The sequence below is a fragment of the Burkholderia sp. PAMC 28687 genome (genome assembly GCF_001577465.1).
GTDB lineage: Bacteria > Pseudomonadota > Gammaproteobacteria > Burkholderiales > Burkholderiaceae > Caballeronia.
Window position 1 is genome coordinate 714,266 of the sequence record NZ_CP014505.1, and the last position, 18,775, is coordinate 733,040.

At 62.1% G+C, this 18,775-nt stretch carries 15 protein-coding genes; 5 read left to right on the forward strand and 10 right to left on the reverse strand.

Annotation, left to right across the window (positions count from 1 at the left end):
* Position 1: 1 nt before the first annotated feature.
* The 3 genes from cobD to cobU are packed head-to-tail and all read right to left on the reverse strand — an operon-like array spanning position 2 to position 2,473.
* Positions 2-1,000: a threonine-phosphate decarboxylase CobD gene (cobD, locus tag AX768_RS03335; protein WP_061998776.1), complete on the reverse strand. Its 999-nt coding sequence runs from the start codon at positions 998-1,000 to the stop codon at positions 2-4.
* Positions 993-1,934, reverse strand: a complete 942-nt coding sequence (cbiB, locus tag AX768_RS03340; protein ID WP_155524172.1) for an adenosylcobinamide-phosphate synthase CbiB — start codon at positions 1,932-1,934, stop codon at positions 993-995. Before cbiB ends, cobD begins: the two co-directional genes overlap by 8 nt.
* Before the next feature lie 2 nt (positions 1,935-1,936).
* Positions 1,937-2,473, reverse strand: coding sequence for a bifunctional adenosylcobinamide kinase/adenosylcobinamide-phosphate guanylyltransferase (cobU, locus tag AX768_RS03345; protein WP_061998777.1), 537 nt, complete (start codon positions 2,471-2,473; stop codon positions 1,937-1,939).
* Between cobU and AX768_RS03350 the strand changes: the two genes are divergently transcribed.
* Complete coding sequence (locus tag AX768_RS03350; RefSeq protein WP_442857251.1) at positions 2,372-4,006, forward strand: cobyric acid synthase; 1,635 nt, start codon at positions 2,372-2,374, stop codon at positions 4,004-4,006. The two genes, cobU and AX768_RS03350, sit on opposite strands and share 102 nt — an antisense overlap.
* Positions 4,007-4,020: 14 nt before the next feature.
* Here the strand turns inward: AX768_RS03350 and AX768_RS03355 are convergent, their stop codons facing one another.
* Positions 4,021-4,440 (reverse strand): PaaI family thioesterase, encoded by a 420-nt coding sequence (locus tag AX768_RS03355; protein ID WP_061998779.1) that lies wholly within the window; start codon positions 4,438-4,440, stop codon positions 4,021-4,023.
* 177 nt (positions 4,441-4,617) lie between these two features.
* Here AX768_RS03355 and AX768_RS03360 point away from each other — a divergent pair, with 177 nt between their 5' ends.
* Positions 4,618-5,244: a ParA family protein gene (locus tag AX768_RS03360; RefSeq protein WP_061998780.1), complete on the forward strand. Its 627-nt coding sequence runs from the start codon at positions 4,618-4,620 to the stop codon at positions 5,242-5,244.
* A gap of 48 nt (positions 5,245-5,292) precedes the next feature.
* On the opposite strand, the gene panD is transcribed toward AX768_RS03360, so the two are convergent.
* The 4 genes from panD to AX768_RS03380 form a co-directional block, all read right to left on the reverse strand.
* Positions 5,293-5,679, reverse strand: a complete 387-nt coding sequence (panD, locus tag AX768_RS03365; RefSeq protein ID WP_061998781.1) for an aspartate 1-decarboxylase — start codon at positions 5,677-5,679, stop codon at positions 5,293-5,295.
* 11 nt (positions 5,680-5,690) lie between these two features.
* Positions 5,691-6,524: a pantoate--beta-alanine ligase gene (gene panC, locus AX768_RS03370; RefSeq protein ID WP_061998782.1), complete on the reverse strand. Its 834-nt coding sequence runs from the start codon at positions 6,522-6,524 to the stop codon at positions 5,691-5,693.
* Positions 6,525-6,625: 101 nt separating this feature from the next.
* The gene (locus AX768_RS03375) at positions 6,626-7,411 is read right to left on the reverse strand and encodes a segregation and condensation protein A (protein ID WP_082778859.1); all 786 of its coding nucleotides are present in this window, start codon (positions 7,409-7,411) and stop codon (positions 6,626-6,628) included.
* A gap of 110 nt (positions 7,412-7,521) precedes the next feature.
* A complete protein-coding gene (locus AX768_RS03380) occupies positions 7,522-7,710 on the reverse strand; it encodes a DUF3460 family protein (RefSeq protein WP_172811963.1) in 189 nt (62 codons plus the stop codon).
* 567 nt (positions 7,711-8,277) lie between these two features.
* Here AX768_RS03380 and AX768_RS03385 point away from each other — a divergent pair.
* Together AX768_RS03385 and AX768_RS03390 are read left to right on the forward strand one after the other, a co-directional pair.
* Entirely contained in the window at positions 8,278-10,011 is a 1,734-nt protein-coding gene (locus AX768_RS03385) for an autotransporter assembly complex protein TamA (RefSeq protein ID WP_231941365.1), read from the forward strand.
* A 28-nt stretch (positions 10,012-10,039) separates the two neighbouring features.
* Entirely contained in the window at positions 10,040-14,071 is a 4,032-nt protein-coding gene (locus tag AX768_RS03390; protein ID WP_061998784.1) for a translocation/assembly module TamB domain-containing protein, read from the forward strand.
* Positions 14,072-14,146: 75 nt separating this feature from the next.
* On the opposite strand, the gene metG is transcribed toward AX768_RS03390, so the two are convergent.
* Together metG and AX768_RS03400 are read right to left on the reverse strand one after the other, a co-directional pair.
* Positions 14,147-16,288: a methionine--tRNA ligase gene (metG, locus tag AX768_RS03395; RefSeq protein ID WP_061998785.1), complete on the reverse strand. Its 2,142-nt coding sequence runs from the start codon at positions 16,286-16,288 to the stop codon at positions 14,147-14,149.
* Positions 16,289-16,650: 362 nt separating this feature from the next.
* Positions 16,651-17,307, reverse strand: a complete 657-nt coding sequence (locus tag AX768_RS03400) for an OmpA family protein (protein ID WP_062000740.1) — start codon at positions 17,305-17,307, stop codon at positions 16,651-16,653.
* A gap of 270 nt (positions 17,308-17,577) precedes the next feature.
* Between AX768_RS03400 and apbC the strand changes: the two genes are divergently transcribed.
* Positions 17,578-18,666 (forward strand): iron-sulfur cluster carrier protein ApbC, encoded by a 1,089-nt coding sequence (apbC, locus tag AX768_RS03405; protein WP_061998786.1) that lies wholly within the window; start codon positions 17,578-17,580, stop codon positions 18,664-18,666.
* Positions 18,667-18,775: the final 109 nt, after the last annotated feature.

An 18,775-nucleotide genomic window follows, 5' to 3' on the forward strand; every position in this document is an offset into this window, starting at 1 on the left:
GTCATTGGCTGCCAACGGTTTGTTCGAACGCCTGCGCAAACCTCGACCATTCGCCTTCCGATCCCGTCAGCCCGATCCGCAGACTCGGCGATTTGCCATGCTCGAACAGCCGCGTCCAGATCCCTTTTTGTGCCAGCGTGTGTTGCAACGCTGCGGCGTTCGAGGTTTCGAACCACGCAAAAAGGGGCGTCGAAAAAGCGTCGAAACCCCGGGCGCGAATCAATGCTGCGAGTCTCGCGCTATCGTGAGCGAGCACTTCGCGCGTCGCTGTTTGCCACGCGTGATCATTGAACGCAGCCGATACCGCGTGCCGTGCCGGACCACTCACGGTCCACGCGCCGAGCGTTTCGTTCAACGCGTCGCGTAAAGGCTGAGACGCGAGCACGAACCCGGCGCGAATTCCCGCCAGGCCATAGAACTTGCCGACCGAACGCAGCACGACCAGCCCTTCGCGGTCACTTTCGGATGCCAATGAAGCGTCGTTGTACGCATCGGCGAAGGCTTCATCGATGATCAGCGTACCGCCGCGTGCCGACAGTTGCCCGTGCCATCCGAGCAGGACGTCGTGGCTTATTCGTTGTGTCGTCGGATTGTTGGGATTGGCAACGATCACGTGATCGACGTCCTCCGGCAAAGTCGTGGACATCACATCCAGCGGCACGATCCGATGCCCGGCGCGTTCAAATGCCGGCGCATATTCGCCGTAAGTCAGCGCCGCAACCGCCGCGACGCCCGTTCGCAGCAATGAAGGCAATGCGCGAATTGCCGCCTGGCTTCCCGCAACGGGCAACGCGCCCGGCGCACCATAATGTCTCGCCGCAAGCTCGGCAAAACCATCGGCGTCTTCGGGCAAGCGACGCCAGGCATCGACGGGAACAGGGGGAACCGGATAGGCCCGCGGATTGATCCCCGTCGACAAATCCAGCCAGTCCTCCAGCGCAATCCCATACCGCCGCGCGGCTTCGCGCAGATTGCCGCCGTGTCGTATCGGTTCAGCCATGAAACCCCGCGCCCATGAAAGCCAGCACCAGCAACAGCACGAGCCAAAGCACTGTAGTGCGTTCGACGAGCCGCAGCGCCGCGACCACGTGCTTGGGCGTCGCGGTCACGCCGAAGCCGAGCACGGGTCGCGTCTCGAGCGTGCCGTGATACATCGCGGCGCCGCCGAGCAGCACGTTCAGACTGCCCGCGCCCGATGCCATCACCGGCCCCGCGTTCGGGCTGTCCCACAACGGCGCCTGGGTCCGCCAGCAGCGCCAGGCCGTGCGGGTATCGCCGAGAAGGGCGTAGCTCGCCGCGGTGAGACGCGCGGGCACGTAGTTCAGGACATCGTCGAAACGGGCAGCCGCCCAGCCGAAGCGCAAATAACGCGGCGTCCTGTAACCCCACATGGCATCGAGCGTATTGGCCAGGCGAAACATCAGCGCGCCCGGGCCGCCCGCGACCACGAACCAGAAGAGCGCGCCGAAGATCGCATCGTTGCCGTTTTCCAGCGCGGATTCGACGGCGGCGCGAGAGAGCGCGGCTTCATCAGCGTTGGCGGTTTCACGCGAGACGATCCGCGCCGTCAGCGTGCGCGCCTCCGGCAGATCGCCGCGCCCGAGCGCGCGTGCGATCGGCACGATGTGGTCTCGCAGGCTCTTGGCGCCGAGCGCGAACCACAGCAGCGCGATGTGCACGGCGCAAGCGGCGGCAAACGGCAGCACGCTCACAAGAATCCAGCCGATGAAAACCGGCGGCGCAACCGCCAGCAGCCACGCGAGAATGCCGGCGGGCCGCGCACGGAAACCCGTGTTCAACCGGGCTTCGATCCGCGTGGCAAGCCGGCCGAACGCCACCAGCGGATGGCGCGTTGCCGGTTCACCAAAGACGCGATCGACGACCACGCCCGCTATGGCGAGCATGGCCGTGACGTAAAACGAGAGCAGCAACATGGTCAGCCTTTGAGGACGAGTGGCAAGCCTGCCACCATCATGGTCACGTGCGTGCTCGCGGCGGCGACGCGCTGATTCAGGCGGCCGAGTTCATCGACGTAAAGGCGCGTGACCGACCCCATCGGCACCACGCCCAGTCCTATTTCGTTGCTCACCACAATGACCTTTCCTTTTACCTGCGACAGGGCCGCGTCAAAGGCGCTGAACGCTTCCAGAGGAGGACCGTCGGGCGTGGTTCCATCGGCGGGAAAAAGCAGGTTCGCAAGCCACAGCGTCAGGCAGTCGATCAGCACGACATGTCCCTCGCGATCCAGTTCGCTCAGCACGCCGCCGAGATCGAGCGGTGCTTCGACCAGCGCCCAATGCGCCGGCCGCCGCTCGCGATGCAACGCCACGCGCGCCGCGAATTCGTTGTCACCGACGCGCGCCGTCGCCACATAAGTGACGGGCAATTCGCTGTCGGCGGCCATGCGTTCGGCAAACGCGCTCTTGCCCGAGCGCGCGCCGCCGAGAATGAAGGTAAGGTCGGGGGATGTCATCGCAATATTGTACCGGTGGGCGCTAACATGACGTCTTTCGTGAAACCGGGCACCCCTATGCAATTCGCACCGCGCGGCACGCTGATGATTCAGGGCACGACCTCCGATGCCGGCAAGAGCACGCTGGTCGCAGGCTTATGCCGATTGGCCCGGCGCGGCGGGATGAAAGTCGCGCCGTTCAAGCCGCAGAACATGGCGCTGAACAGCGCGGTCACGGTGGACGGCGGCGAGATTGGCCGTGCTCAGGCGCTGCAGGCGATCGCGGCGGGCGTGGATGCCGAGATCGACTTCAATCCCGTGCTGCTCAAGCCGACCAGCGACCGCGGTGCGCAAGTGATCATCCACGGCCACGCGCACGCCAATCTCGATGCCCGTGCATACCACGAGTACAAGACCATCGCCTTCGACGCCGTGCTCGCGTCCTACGCCCGCCTGCAGCAGCGATTCGACACGATCATCGTGGAAGGGGCGGGAAGTCCGGCCGAGGTGAACCTGCGCGACCGGGACATTGCCAACATGGGTTTTGCGGAGCGGGTGGATTGCCCCGTCGTGCTGGTGGCGGATATCGACCGCGGCGGGGTGTTCGCGCATTTGCTCGGGACGCTTGCGTGTTTATCGGAGACGGAAAGGGCGCGGGTTCGCGGCTTCGTGATCAACCGGTTTCGCGGCGATATCGGCCTTCTGCAACCCGGTCTCGACTGGCTGGAAGCGCAGACCGGCAAGCCGGTGCTTGGCGTGGTGCCTTATCTGCATGGCCTGACGCTCGATGCCGAGGACATGCTGCCGAGCCAGCTCCATACGCGCGGCGACGGCGCCGAGGTGCTGAAAGTGATCGTCCCGGCGTTGCCGCGCATCAGCAATCACACCGATTTCGATGCGCTGCGCGCACATTCCCAAGTGGATTTTTCATACGTACGAGCCGGAAGCGCGCCGCCGACGGCCGACCTGATCGTGTTGCCGGGATCGAAAAGCGTGCAGCGCGACCTTGCGTGGCTGCGTGAAAACGGCTGGGATCGCGCGATTGAACGGCATCTTCGGTACGGCGGCAAGGTCCTCGGAATTTGCGGCGGCATGCAGATGCTCGGGCGTACCGTCGACGACCCCGAAGGCTTCGAAGGCCCCGCCGGCTGCGTGAACGGCCTGGGCTTGCTCGAACTCGAAACCACGCTGACCGCCGACAAACTGCTCGACAACGTGAATGGCCGGCTGACCATCGGCGATGCGTCAGCGCCGGTTCGCGGCTACGAAATCCACATGGGCCGCACGACGGGCGCGGCGCTCGCCCGGCCGGCCGTCATGCTCGACGGCGAGCGCCCGGACGGCGCGATTTCCACCGATAACCAGATCGCCGCAACCTACTTGCACGGCCTCTTCGATACCCCCGAGGCCTGCGCGGCGCTGCTCGAATGGGCGGGTTTGCGCGATGCGCAGGCGCTCGACTACCCCGCATTGCGTGAGGCGTCGCTGGATCGTCTTGCCGATACGCTCGGCGAATCGCTGGATTTGAACGCGCTTGGCGGCTTGTTCGCCTGAAAACTGCCGCAGCTTCAATACAGGATCATCTGCGTGCATCGAAACAACGCGATGGTCTTCCCTTCGCCGTTCGTCACGATCGCGTCCCAGACCTGCGTGCTGCGCCCGAGGTGCACGGCCGTCGCCCTGGCGGTGATCACGCCGTCGCGCGCGGTCCCCACGTGATTGCTCTTTAATTCGATGGTCGTGAAATTCTTCGCGCCCTCGGGCAAATGCGCGATGCACGCGTAGCCGCAACAGGTATCCGCCAGCCCGACGACGGTCGCCGCGTGAAGGAACCCGTTCGGCGCGAGCACTGCGGGCCGGACGGCGAGCTTGCCGGTCAGTGCGCCGCTTTCCACCGACACCACTTCCACGCCCAGCAAATCGGGCAGCGTGCCGCGCTGGCGTTCGCGCAGGTGTTCGACGGTGACATCGGGACGAAGTACGGCCATATGGGGGAGTCCTTGGCTGAAAAGGTGGCTGATTGATGGGTGCGTGGATTGAAACAAGCAAATCCGATAGTATCAACGGCTCGAACTTTTCACTTATTACAGCGCTTAAAGTACGACAGCGTCTCCAGGCATCCATTTTGGAACCCGTCGTGCCGGCAAAACACGTGGAATGGATCTATGACGGTGATCGTGGTGGCAAATCCTAAGGGTGGCGTGGGCAAAAGCACGCTTTCGACGAATCTGGCCGGGTATTTCGCTGCGAACGGCGAATGGGTCGCGCTGGCGGATCTCGACAAGCAGCAGTCCGCGCACGGCTGGCTGGGGCTGCGGCCCGAGACGCTGCCGAAGATCGAAGAATGGACCACCAACGTGGACGCACCGACCAAACCGCCAAAAGGGCTGGAAAGAGCGGTCATCGATACCCCCGCAGGGATTCACGGCACGCGTCTCGCGCTGGCGCTGGAACTGGCGGACAAGGTGATCGTGCCGCTGCAGCCGTCCATGTTCGATATCCTCGCCACGCAGGAATTTCTCGAACGCCTGCAGAAGGAAAAGGCGATTCGCAAAGGAAGTATCGAGGTGGGCGTGGTCGGAATGCGCGTCGATGCCCGCACGAAATCCGCGGATCAACTGCACCGGTTTGTGGAGGGGCTCGATCTGCCGGTGCTCGGATATCTGCGCGACACGCAAAACTACGTGCAGGCCGCCGCGCACGGCCTGACCATCTGGGATGTGGCACGAAGCCGGGTGGAGAAGGATCTCGAGCAGTGGCAGCCGATTATCGAGTGGGTATCGAAGAAGTAGGGATCACCATGAAAAACGCCGGTGGCTTTTTAAGGCCACCGGCGTTTTTTACGTCCAGCTTTGCGTCGGAACGTGATCGCGGTTTCCCTTGATCCGGTTCTTTTCATCGACGAAAACCAGGTCCGGCTTCCAGCCCGCTTTCAGTTCGGCTTCCTCGACCAGCGCGAACGCAGCGATTATGACGAGGTCGCCCAATTGCGCGCGCCGCGCCGCCGAACCATTCAGCGAAATCATGCCGCTCCCGCGCTCGCCCTTGATGGCGTAAGTGGTCAGCCGTTCTCCGTTGTTCACGTTCCAGATATCGATCTGCTCGTTTTCGAGCAGATTTGCCGCTTCCAGAAGGTCTTCGTCGATTGCGCACGAGCCTTCGTAATGCAATTCGCAATGCGTCACCGTTGCGCGGTGAATCTTCGATTTCAACAACGTTCGCTGCATGCGTTCCTCGTTCAGACTTCCAGATTGTCGATCAGCCGCGTCGTGCCGAGCTTCGCTGCAGCCAGCACCACGAGCGGCGCGGCGGTGTCGCCGGGACCGGGCGGCAGCAGGTCGACGCGCTTTCTCACCGCAATGTAATCCGGCTGCCAGCCGCGCTGAGCAAGCGATTCCACGGCTTCTTTTTCTATCGATGCAAAGTCGCGGTTGCCCGAAAGCACGGCGTCGCGCACGCGATTCAGGGCTTGCGCCAGCACCGGCGCTTCGGCGCGCTCGGCTGCTGCCAGAAAGCGATTGCGAGAACTGAGCGCAAGACCGTCGGCGTCGCGCACGGTTTCGGCGGCGACGATCTCGGTCGGCAGCGCGAATTGATGGCACATCTGCCGCACGATCATCAGTTGCTGGTAATCCTTCTTGCCGAACACGGCCACGCGCGGCTGCACGCACGACATCAGCTTCATCACGACCGTGCACACGCCCTGGAAGAACCCGGGACGGAACTCGCCCTCGAGGATGTCGCCCAGATTGGTCGGCGGATGCACGCGATATTGCTGCGGCTCCGGGTACAAATCCGCTTCGGTCGGCGCGAACAGCACATACACATTCTCGGACTGAAGCTTCTCTATATCGTCCTGCAGCGTGCGCGGATATTTCTCGAAATCTTCGTTCGGCCCGAACTGCAGCCGGTTCACAAAGATACTGGCGACGACCGGATCGCCGTGCTGGCGCGCGAGGCGCATCAGCGAAAGATGGCCTTCGTGCAGATTGCCCATGGTCGGGACGAAGGCGGTTCGGTTCTGGCCGCGCAACTGATCGCGCAGTTCATGGATCGAGCTGATGACTTTCATCTAGCGGGTGACTCCTTGCGGGCCGCGCGAAAAAATAGGCGGCGCCGAGGGGGAAAAGGAAAGGGTTGTGCAAGATCGCGACAAATAGACGGCATTCAAGCTCAAGCCGGTGAATACGCGAGTCTCACGTAGATGGGCGCATACGGTTCGGCCTGGGTAATCTCGATCAGCGATTCGCGCGACAACTCCAGCATGGCGATGAAGTTCACGATCACGACGGGTATGCCGCGCGTGGGATCGAAGAGATCGCCGAATTCCATGAAACGGGCGTTTTGCAGACGCCGCAGGATCACGCTCATGTGTTCCCGCACCGACAACTCTTCGCGCGAGATCTTGTGGTGCTCGACCAACCTTGCGCGTTTGATGACGTCGGCCCAGGCTGCGCGCAGGTCGTTGACATCGACGTCGGGAAAGCGCTGCGCCGAGCTTTGTTCAACGTAGACTTCGGCGCGCAGGAAGTCCCGGCCAAGCTGCGGGATGTGATCGAGGCGCTGCGCTGCAAGCTTCATCTGCTCGTATTCGAGCAGGCGCCGCACGAGTTCGGCGCGCGGATCTTCGGCTTCTTCGCCGGTATCCGCCTTTTTCACCGGAAGCAGCATGCGCGACTTGATCTCGATCAGCATGGCCGCCATCAGCAGATATTCCGCCGCGAGCTCCAGGTTCGATTCGCGGATCTGGTCGACATAACCAAGATACTGGCGCGTCACGTCCGCCATCGGGATGTCGAGGACGTTGAAGTTCTGCTTGCGGATCAGGTACAGCAACAAGTCGAGCGGACCTTCGAACGCCTCGAGAAATATCTCGAGCGCGTCCGGCGGGATATACAGATCCGTTGGCAGCTTCCAGAGCGGCTCGCCGTACAAGTGCGCGAACGCTACGCCGTCGATGGTATTTGGCGTGGAATCGGTCGCGGGCGCGGCGAGCGCGGCGGCGCGGTCGTCCTTGGCCGTTCCCGAATGATCCGCAGCGTGCTGCGCGTCGCGCGCGGAACTCACGTTCAGAAGTTCTGGTAATAGACGTAGGACGTTTGCTCGACTCGCGATGTCTTGAGCTTCGCGCGTTCGTCGAGGTCGACCGGCTGCTTGTCCCACAGGAGCGCGCGGCCCTTGCGCTGTTCGTCTTCCAGCGACGGCTTTTGCTCTTTCAGCTTGTTGATGAATTGGGTGATGTCCGACTGGTACATGATTCGACTTCCGTTGGATCAGAGCGATTCAGAAACGGGCGCGGCGCTGCGAAAAGCGAAAAATTTGAAACGCCGCCGGGAACAAGCGCAATTTTACCGCAAGCGTCAGGGCACGGCGCGGAAACCGGGGGAATCAGCGTGCGTTGGTCATTCGGTCTATAGAAATGGCCGGGATCATGAGCTTGCGAGGGTTTATTGGAAACGCTGTCATTAATTGCAAAACTGCGGAACAAGCACGCTCACGCGCCGTCCAAGCCGCACTTTCTGTATTTTCAGGCTGCGCCAGACGCTTGTTCTGCGCGCCTGAGCGGCGGGTGGCGCCAAGAAATTCGAACCCGCCCGAACGGCCGTTTTAGGACAGCCGGCGCTGCCGATGTGGTGAAATAGCGCCTGCCGGATCGACCTCTCGTCCGGCCCGAGCTTGTTCATTGTCTTTATTCAACCTGGAGGTCACGTTTGGCGGGGCGCCTGTTTGATCCGCTGCGCTTCAAGCGCGGGCAAGCCGAGCATCGGCGGCTGGAAACGCCGCTGGTTGCATCGTCGAAAGCGCCTTTTCGTGCGTCCTCAATCGTGCGGCGCGCCGTCTGGTCGCTCCACGCGCTGGCGCTTTGCGCCTTCGCCGTGCCCGCGCACGCCAAATATGACGTGGATATCGATGCGCCGCGCAGTATCCGGTCGCTCCTGAAAGACCATCTGGATTTGTCGCGATTCAAGAAGCGCGATGACATCAGCGACGAACAATTCGACTTCCTGGTCACGGCCACGCCGCAGGAAGTGCGCGATCTCGTCGCCACCGACGGCTATTTCACGCCCGTCGTGCGCACCGACGTCAGACATGAAGGCGACAAGCGCTCGGTGACCATTTCGGTCGATCCCGGTCCGCAAACCAAGGTTGCGTCCGTTTCGCTCACCTTCAAGGGCGCGATCACGGAAGAGGATCGCGCGCAGGAAAACACCGCGCGTTTCGCCTTTTCTGTCCATGAGGGCGATCCGTTCTCGCAAGGCGCGTGGGACGACGCAAAGAACGCGTCGCTAAAAGCGCTCCAGTCGCGGCGTTATCTGGGCGCGAAAATTTCGCAATCGAAGGCGCGGGTGAATCCGCGCACGCATATCGTGGATTTGTCCGTCACGTTCGATAGCGGCCCGACCTTCACGTTCGGCAAGCTCGACGTTTCGGGCGTGCGACGTTATCCCGAGCAGATCATCCACAACGTCAACCCGATCCACGAAGGCGATATCTACGACGTCGCCCGCGTGAACGAATTGCAGCGCCAGTTGCAGAACACGCCGTATTACGCCTCGGTTGCCGTCGACGCCGATAACGACGTGACCAAGCCCGTCGAAACGCCGATGCACCTGAAGGTCAGCGAGTACCCGTACAACAGCGTGCGCTACGGCGTGGGTTACGCGACCGATACCGGGCCGCACATCCAGGGCGCCTACAGCTATCTGGATACCTTTGGAAAGGCTTATCCATTCACGGTGTCGGGTCGTATCGACCAGACGCAGCAATACGGACAGGTCCAGCTCGCCATGCCTCCGGGCAGCCGGGCGTGGGTGAACAGCGTGCTGGCGTCGTACACGAACACCAATGTGTCCGATACGCGCATCTACAGCGCGCGTGCCGGCGTGCAGCGCTCGCGCTCGCTGCAGAACATCGACACCACCTATTCGCTGCTTTTCTATGCCGATCGGCTAACGCAGAACGTCGGACCGCCTACAACAAGTCGCGCGCTGGTACCTTCGTGGCAATGGGTGCGCCGTAACGTGGACGATCCGCTGTTTCCCCGCTCGGGCAACCTGATTCGTGCCGAGGCCGACTTTGCTGTCAAAGGCCTTCTCACCGACCAGACTTTCGGCCGCGTGTACACGAACCTGCTGCAGTACCTGCCGCTCGGCAAGAACGACTTGTTCGTATTCCGCGCTGAATTCGGCGGGGTGTTCACCGCGGGCGGCTCGAGCGGAGTTCCGGCGTCGCTGCTGTTTCGTGCGGGTGGTGCGAATTCGGTACGAGGTTATGGCTATCAAAGCATTGGTCATGACGTCGACGGCTCGGTGCTCCCGGTCAAGTACCTGATGACGGGAAGCGCGGAGTATCAGCACTGGTTTTCACATGACTGGGGCGGCGCGACGTTTTTCGATATAGGCGCGGCCGCCGACACCTGGAGCGAGCGCGTGTTCGAACCGGGCGCGGGCGTGGGCGTGCGCTGGCGCAGCCCGGTCGGCCCCGTGAACGTGGACATTGCGTATGGTTTCAAGAACCGGGATATCCGTCCGTACCTGACGCTCGGGATCGCCTTTTGATGAGTTTGCATAACGTGTTTTTTCGCGCATGACGGAACAGAACGGCCGGTCGCCCGCAGAACAACCGGATCCTTCGGAGGGCCGGGGAGAGGGCGCGCCGGTCCCGGGCAAGCGCGGCGGCGGGCGGCGTTTCGCCAAATGGCTGGGCGGCATCGTTCTCGTGCTGGTGCTGTGCATGGTGCTTGGTGTCGCGACGATCCTGTATGCCCTGAACAGCGAGCGCGGGACGCATTATGTCTGGCAGGCGGCGACGTCGCTGCTGGGCGGGCGTTTGAGCGGCACGCTCGACGGCGGCGCGATCTCGACCGGTTTGCGGCTTCGCAACGTTCACTGGAAAGGCACCGACGGTACGGATGTCGCCGTGGACAGCGTCTCCGGCCAATGGGCGCTGACGCGCGCGCCGTTGCGTTTCACGATCGATTATCTGCATGTGGGAACGGTCGACGCCCGGATCGCGCCATCGCCGAAAAGCAGTGGGCCGATCGAGTTGCCGAAGGATCTTCGCCTGCCGATCCAGCTCGTGATCAGCGACGTCACGCTCAACAAACTGCGTCTGCATGACGGTGCCACGACGACAGAATTTTCGCGCCTCGCTCTATCGGGTCACAGCGATGGCCGCCATCACGCGGCCACCGTCCAGCGGCTCGATACCCCCTTTGGCGCCGTCACTGCGGCGTTGAAACTCGATGGCGGCGCGCGTCCGTTTCCATTGACGGGAGACGTCGGATATTCGGGCAAGGTGAGCGACGAAACCGTGCAGGTCGCCGCGCGCCTGACGGGATCGCTTGAGAACCTGACGGCGGATGTCGATGCAAGCGGCATGAAGCTGAAGGGCAATGCGCATGTGGAGGCCGAGCCGTTTGGCGTGGTGCCGCTCAAGCGTGCGCTCGTCACGGTGGATCATGTGAATCCGCAGGCGTTCAGCGCGAGCGCGCCGTTTGCGGATCTGGCGTTGCGCGCTGAAGTGAAGCCCGATCCGGCTGCGCCCGACGCGCTGGTGGTGACGGGGCCGGTTTCCATTGTGAACGCGAAGCCGGGTTCGGTGGACAAGAAACTGATCCCCTTGATCGACGCCCATGCGAATGTGAAGCTCGACGCTTCCGAGCAAACCATTTCGGGCTTGAACGTGCGGCTCTTGAAGGAAGCAACGCTCACGGGTAGCGGAACCCTCAAAGACGGCAAGGGCGAGTTCGACCTGAAAGTGGCGAAGCTCGACCTGAGTCAGATCGAATCGACCATCCGGCCGACGCAATTTGGCGGACCCATCGGCATCAAGCTTGCCGGCGATACGCAGATCATCACGCTCGATCTGAGCGACACCAAGGCGGCTTTGCGTGCACAAGGCAAGATCACGCTCGATGCCAAGCAGACCGCCTTTGATGCCGTGAAGGTAAGCGTGGGGAAGGGGCATATCGAGCTGAGCGGCGCGCTCAAGAAAGACGTGCATTCGAGCTACGACGTGAAGGCGAAGATTGTCGATTTCAATCCGTTGTTGCTGTCCGACCAGTTGCTTGCAACGCCGCCGCCAGCGAAGGGTGCAAAAAAACCTGCCGCCAAGCCACGCACAATAGAAGCGCGTGTCAACGGCACGCTTTCCGCAACCGGCGTGCTCGCGCCGACGCTCACCACCAAAGCGCAATTCAAGCTCGGTGAAAGCGTCTACGACAACCTGCCGCTCACCGGCGCGGGCACGATCCAGGTCGTGGGAACGCGCATCTTGCCGAGCAACGCGACGCTTTCCATCGCGGGAAACAACGTCGATCTGAACGGCAGTTTCGGCGCGCCGAGTGACCGCTTGCGGTTTCGTATCGATGCCCCGCAACTCGAGCGGCTGGGCTTCGGTTTGGCGGGTCTCGTGAAGGCGGACGGCGATCTCACCGGTTCCTTCGCGCATCCGAACGTGGCCGCGAACTATCAGGCCGACAGCGTGGTGTTCGGCGCGAACCGCGTGGGTCACGCAGAAGGACGGGCCGAAGCGCGCGACGGCGCGAACGGCGCGTTTGTCTTTACGTTGAAGGCACGCGATGTCAGCACTGACGGCGTCGATCTTTCCAGCCTCGATGCCGACCTGAACGGCACGCGCGCCAATCACACGCTCAGCGCAACCGCCGTCGGCAAGTTGCACGGCAACGCGGTCAACCTGACGCTTGCTGCCAACGGCCGCCTGACCGACGCTCGCGACGGTGCGCATTGGGACGGCACGGTCACGCGTTTATCGAACAAAGGCACGCCGAACCTGACTCTCGACGCACCGCTGACCGTGAGCTACGCCCCGAATCATGTTGTGCTCGGCGCGACGCGGTTGTCGGCGGAAGGCGCCGTGCTCGACCTGAAGTCTTTCGCGTTCGACAGCGGGCGCATCAGTTCCGTTGGGTCGCTCACCAACCTGTCCGTTCTGCGAATGCTGGAGATACGCCAGGAGTTGATGGGTGGTCCGCCGCCCATCAAGACCGATCTCGTCTTCGACGGCGACTGGAACTTCGCGCTCGGCGCCACCGCGACAGGCTACGTGCAAGTGAAGCGGCGCGGCGGGGATGTGTCTATCGATGCCGCCCGGGGCGTCGCCGCGCTCGGCATTACGGACATCGCCGCGCGAGCCGATTTCACCGGCGGCAACCGGCTCAACGCGACGTTGCATGCGCAGGCGTCGCGGATCGGCGTGATCGATGCCAACGTCCACACAACGCTGGTTTCACGCGACGGCACGTTGACCGTGGCCGACGAAGCGCCGGTGAGCGGCGGCATTGAAGCCAACGTGCCTACGCTGCGGACAACGGGCGGATTGATCGGCCCGGCGTATCTGCTCGATGGGCGCCTCGGGCTCAAGCTGACTATCGCGGGGATCGTCGCCAAGCCGACGGTGTCGGGCATGCTGACGGGCGACGGCTTGTCGGTGACGGTCATCGACCAGGGCGTGCAGTTGAAGGACGGCGTGATCCGGATCGCGCTTTCCGAGAACCTCGTCGATCTGCAGCAGGTCGAGTTCCACGGGTCCAGCGGCACGTTGCGCGCGACCGGCAAGGTGCGGCTCGATCAGGATCAGCCGGACCTGACGGCAAGCATCATTGCAGACAAGCTTGAGCTGTTTGCGTCGCCGGACCGGCAATTGCAATTGTCGGGCAGCGCGTCGGTAGCGAATGCGGGGTTGAAGGGCGGCATGAATATCGATGGCAAGTTCACGGTCGATCACGCACTCTTCGATCTGCCCGAGCAATCGGCGCCTTCGCTCGGTGACGATGTCGTGATCGTGCGTCCGGACGGCACGGTGAAAGGCGAAGACCAGACGGTGGTCGCGACCGGTGACAAACCTGTCGGCCCGTTTGCGCCGCGTGCGAATATCGATATCAATCTTGGGCAGAAATTCCGGTTCCGCGGCGCGGGCGCCGACCTGGGTCTCGCCGGAACCATTACCGCGATGAGCGCCCCGAACATGCCGTTGCGTGCGGTCGGCAACGTCCGGGTGACGCCGGGTTCCACATACACTGCATTCGGCCGGAAACTCGGCATCGAGAACGGATTCTTCACCTTCAATGGCCCGGTCGCGAATCCCGGCATCAACATTCTCGCGATGCGCCGCAATCAGGAAATCGAAGCGGGCGTGCAGGTGACGGGCACGGTCCAGGCGCCCAACGCCAAGCTGATCTCCGAGCCGAACGTGCCGGACAACGAAAAGTTGTCGTGGCTGCTGTTCGGGCATGGCACGGATCAGGGCAACAACGTGGGTCAGCAAAGTGCAATGACGAACGCGCTGGCATTGCTTGGAAGCGCAAGCGGCAAGCGGATCGCGCAGACCTTCGGGCTGGATGAATTTTCCATCGGTACGAGCGAGGTCGGGTTGACCGATCCGCAAGTCGTGATGTTGTCGAAGGCGATCAACGAACGGCTCGTGCTGGGTTACGAGCAGGGCCTGCAGTCGGCAAGCAACGCCATCAAGATGACGCTGAACCTGTCGCGTTTCTGGTCCGTTTCCGCTTACGGCGGCACGTTCCAGGGTCTCGATCTGCTCTATACGCGACGCTTTGATTCGTGGGCGCGCAGGAACGGGCCGTCGGAAAAGTAAAGATGAAAAAAGAGCCGTTCAACTTGCGTTGGAACGGCTCCTGTCTTTGCGCTTATCCCGGCGTTTGACTCAGCTTTACTTCACGCGCATTCCCGGCTTCGCGCCGCTATGCGGTTCGAGGATATACAAGCCCGGTTCAGCCTTTTCGTCGTCGGACGATGCCGCCAGAACCATGCCTTCCGACAAGCCAAACTTCATCTTGCGCGGCGCAAGGTTCGCGACCATCACCGTGAACTTGCCGATCAGATCCTGCGGCTGATACGCCGACTTGATGCCTGAAAACACATTGCGCGTTTTCTCTTCGCCCACGTCCAGCGTCAGTTGCAACAGCTTGTCCGAACCTTCCACGGCCGTGCAATCCACGATCTTCGCGATACGCAGGTCGATTTTCGCGAAGTCATCGATGGAAATCGTGCCTTCTGCTTCCGGCGCTTTTTCCTTTGCGGCTTTCTTCGAAGCCGAGTTCGATGCTGCAGCCGGCGCAGCGACCGCCGCAGCTTGCCCCGGCGCAATGGACTCGCGGTTTGCTGCAATCAACGCCTCGATCTGCTTCGGATCGACGCGCGTCATCAGGTGTTTGTACGCGTTGATCGGCTGCGCCGAGCTGAGTGGCGCCGGGACATCCGCCCAAACCAGCGGCTTGATGCCGAGGAACGCTTCCACCGATTCCGCCAGCAACGGCAACACGGGCTTCAACGCCAGCGACAACAGCCTGAACGCTTCCAGGCTCACGCTGCAGGTTTCGTGCAACGCGGCTGCATTTGCCGGGTCCTTCGCCAGATCCCAGGGCTTGGAGGTATCGACGTAAGCGTTGACTGTATCGGCGAGATCCATGGTCGTGCGCAGCGCGCGGCCATATTCGCGCGCCTCGTACAGCGCCGCGATTTGCGGAACCGCCGCCCGCAATTGCAGCAGCAAAGAATGGTTCATTGCACTGTCCTGCACACGGCCTTCGAAACGCTTGATCAGGAACCCCGCCGCGCGGCTGGCAATGTTCACGTACTTGCCGACCAGATCGCTGTTCACGCGCGCCTGGAAATCATCGAGGTTCAAGTCGATGTCTTCCATTGTGTGGTTCAGCTTCGCGGCGAAGTAATAGCGCAGCCATTCCGGATTGATGCCGGTATCGATCACGCTTTTTGCCGTGATGAACGTGCCGCGCGACTTCGACATCTTCGCGCCATCGACGGTGAGGAAGCCGTGGGCGAATACGTTCGTCGGCGTGCGGTGGCCGGAAAACTGCAGCATGGCCGGCCAGAACAGCGTATGAAAATACAGGATGTCCTTGCCGATGAAGTGATACTGCTCCGTCTTCGATCCCGGCCGGATCCATTCTTCGAAGTCGAGTCCGCGAGCGTCCGCCAGATTCTTGAAACTCGCGTAATAGCCGACGGGCGCGTCTACCCACACATAGAAATATTTGCCCGGCGCGCCCGGAATCTCAAAGCCGAAATACGGTGAATCGCGCGAGATGTCCCAGTCCGCGAGCTTGGCTTCGCCTTTCTCGCCGAGCCATTCGCGCATCTTGTTCGTGGCTTCGGGTTGCGCGAGACCGCTGACCCAGCCGCGCAGGAAGGCTTCGCAACGCGGGTCGGACAGGCGGAAAAAGTAGTGCGTCGAGGTCTTGCGCACCGGCGTCGCGCCCGACACGACCGAATACGGGTTGATCAGGTCGAGCGGCTGGTACGTCGAGCCGCAGACTTCGCAGTTATCGCCGTATTGGTCCTTCGCACCGCACTTCGGGCATTCACCCTTGATGAAGCGGTCCGGCAGGAACATTTCCTTGACCGGATCGTAGGCTTGCTCGATATCCCGTGCATCGATCAAACCGGCTTCCTGCAGCGACTTGTAGATGGATTCGCACAGGACGCGGTTTTCCTCGGCGTCGGTGGAGTAGTAGTTGTCGAAGGAAATGCCGAAGCTGTCGAAATCGCGCTTGTGTTCCTTGCCGACGCGCTCGATCAGTTGTTTCGGCGTGATGCCTTCCTGCTCGGCGCGCAGCATGATGGGCGTGCCGTGGGTATCGTCGGCGCCGACGTAGTAGACCTCGTGACCGTGCATTCGCAGCGTCCGGACCCAGATATCCGTCTGGATATATTCAACCATGTGGCCGATGTGAATCTGGCCGTTCGCGTACGGGAGCGCGGACGTGACGAGAACTCGGCGGTGGGCGGACGCGGAAAGCGGTGCTGACGATGACGGTGCTGACGATGACATAAGGCGCTTGCCTGCAGTTGAAAATTCGGTGAATGCGTGAAAAAGCGAACCACGATTCTAGCAGGAGGCAGATAGGGCGCTTGCGCCGGGGGAAAGTGGAGGACATGGGGCTCGAAGTCCCCGCCGCCTGTAAATTCCAGGCGAAAAAAAACCGGGGCAAATAGAGCGGCCCCGGAGCAACAACGACAAGAGGAGAATGGCATGTGGCGGCACAATACGGCGCCAGCCACCTACCGTTAATACAGACACGCGGTGTGCGGCCAAAGTTTCAACTATTTTTCGATTCCATCGATATTTTCCAGGAACCGATCAAACCTTGGCCGTACATCAAAACGGTCAATTCCCCTTGTAAATCAATCCGCTTACTGAACCTGTCCCGGCTGAGCCGTGGCGCGCAGATAAATTTCAACGCGACGATTCTGTGCACGGCCGGCTTCGGTGGCGTTGTCAGCGATAGGCTGGGTCTGACCCATGCCTGAAGCTGCCAGACGCTGGGCTGCCACGCCATGACCCGCGAGGTACGACGTCACGCTTTGTGCGCGATTTTGCGACAAGGTCTGGTTGTAAGCCGGCTGACCGGTGCTATCCGTGTGGCCAACCACTTGTGCGATCAGTTCCGGGTGCTGCACCAGCGTCTGCGTGACCTGGTCGAGCACCGGCGCGAACGTCGGCTTGATGGCGTAGCTGTTGGTATCGAAGGAAATGGCGTTCGGAATGTTCACCTTCAGCGAGCCGTCCTGCTGCTCGGTCACTTGCGTGCCCGTGCCCTTCGTTGCGCCCGTCAGCTTGCCCTTGATGGCCTGCCAGTTGTAACCGGTGATGCCGCCAGCCGCCGCACCAACGCCCGCGCCGATGGCCGCGCCCTTGCCGCCGCCGAAGATTGCGCCAATGCCCGCGCCGGTCGCGGCGCCAATGCCGGTGCCGACTGCGGCGTTATTGCCCTGCTGCGAGGCGCAACCGGCGACGAGCGCCCCGGCAACTGCGATTACGGACAGGCGGGTCATCATTTTCGTGTTCATTGTCATTTCTCCAGGATTCAATCAAGGCAATCGCCTCGGCGAACGGAAGAGCACCCCGTGGGGTCTTCCGGCGAGCCGTTGCGCCTGCCACTACAATACGGCCAAGGATTCAACCGCTTAAAACGATGCGTCCCCGGACCATGGCAGCGTGGGATAGTGCAGTGCACGCCTCCGTCACGCAATGTCGTGCAACAATTCCTTTCAAATTTCATACCACGTGCGCGAAAGTGTTCGATCCCTATTCGCAACAAGCGTTCCCACGGAGTCTCGATGAGTCTTGATCGCGCCCGGATCGACGCCGCCCTCGGCGGCCTGATCGATCCCAATACCAGCCGCTCTTTTGCAGACGCGAAAAGCATACGCAATGTGACCATAGATGGCGCCGATGTCAGCGTCAACGTCGTGCTGGGATATCCGGCGAAAAGCCAGTTCGGTGCAATCCGGTCGCTCGTCTCCGAAGCTGTTGCCAGGGTTCCGGGCGTAAATGGCGTGAAAGTGGACGTTTCGTCGCAGGTCTTGGCGCACGCCGTCCAGCGCGGCGTGAAGCTGCTGCCGAACGTCAAGAACATCATCGCCGTGGCGTCGGGCAAGGGCGGGGTCGGCAAAAGCACGACCGCCGTCAACCTTGCGCTGGCGCTGGCTTCGGAAGGCGCGTCGGTGGGCATGCTGGACGCCGATATCTACGGCCCGTCGCTGCCCATGATGCTCGGCATCAGCGGCCGCCCCGAATCGCCCGACAACCAGTCGATGAACCCGCTCATCGGCCATGGGATCCAGGCGAATTCCATCGGCTTTCTGATCGAGCAGGACAACCCGATGGTGTGGCGCGGCCCGATGGTCACGTCCGCGCTCGAACAACTGCTGCGCCAGACCAACTGGAAGGATCTTGATTACCTGGTGGTCGATATGCCGCCGGGCACGGGCGACATCCAGTTGACGCTGTCGCAGAAAGTGCCGGTGACCGGCGCTGTGATCGTGACCACGCCGCAGGACATTGCGCTGCTCGACGCCAAGAAGGGCCTCAAGATGTTCGAGAAGGTCGGCATTCCGATCCTCGGGATCGTCGAGAACATGAGCACGCATATCTGCTCGAACTGCGGCCATGAAGAACACATTTTCGGCGCGGGCGGCGGTGAACGGATGTCGAAGGAATATGGTGTGCCGGTGCTCGGCAGCCTGCCGCTGGATATCGCCATCCGCGAGAAAACCGATGCCGGACAGCCGACCGTGGTGTCGCAACCTGACAGCAAGATCGCCGATGCGTACCGGTCGATCGCGCGCAAGGTCGCGATTTCGATTGCGGAGCGCCAGCGCGACATGACGTCGATGTTCCCGAGCATCGTGGTGCAGAACACCTGAGGACCTGAATCGCTTGCGGGCATGGACTCTGGGCGCCGGGCGTGTCGCGTTATCATGTGGCCTTCGACGGGCGTGATCCAGTGAGCACACGGGGTGGTCGCGGGTCGCC

Coding starts and splice junctions, on each gene's coding strand:
- AX768_RS03360 (WP_061998780.1), top strand. CDS start 4,618: ATGACGGTGATCGTGGTGGCAAATCCTAAGGGTGGCGTGGGCAAAAGC.
- panD (WP_061998781.1), bottom strand. CDS start 5,679: ATGCAGCGAACGTTGTTGAAATCGAAGATTCACCGCGCAACGGTGACG.
- panC (WP_061998782.1), bottom strand. CDS start 6,524: ATGAAAGTCATCAGCTCGATCCATGAACTGCGCGATCAGTTGCGCGGC.
- apbC (WP_061998786.1), top strand. CDS start 17,578: ATGAGTCTTGATCGCGCCCGGATCGACGCCGCCCTCGGCGGCCTGATC.
- cbiB (WP_155524172.1), bottom strand. CDS start 1,934: ATGTTGCTGCTCTCGTTTTACGTCACGGCCATGCTCGCCATAGCGGGC.
- metG (WP_061998785.1), bottom strand. CDS start 16,288: ATGTCATCGTCAGCACCGTCATCGTCAGCACCGCTTTCCGCGTCCGCC.
- AX768_RS03355 (WP_061998779.1), bottom strand. CDS start 4,440: ATGGCCGTACTTCGTCCCGATGTCACCGTCGAACACCTGCGCGAACGC.
- cobU (WP_061998777.1), bottom strand. CDS start 2,473: ATGACATCCCCCGACCTTACCTTCATTCTCGGCGGCGCGCGCTCGGGC.
- AX768_RS03390 (WP_061998784.1), top strand. CDS start 10,040: ATGACGGAACAGAACGGCCGGTCGCCCGCAGAACAACCGGATCCTTCG.
- AX768_RS03400 (WP_062000740.1), bottom strand. CDS start 17,307: ATGAACACGAAAATGATGACCCGCCTGTCCGTAATCGCAGTTGCCGGG.
- cobD (WP_061998776.1), bottom strand. CDS start 1,000: ATGGCTGAACCGATACGACACGGCGGCAATCTGCGCGAAGCCGCGCGG.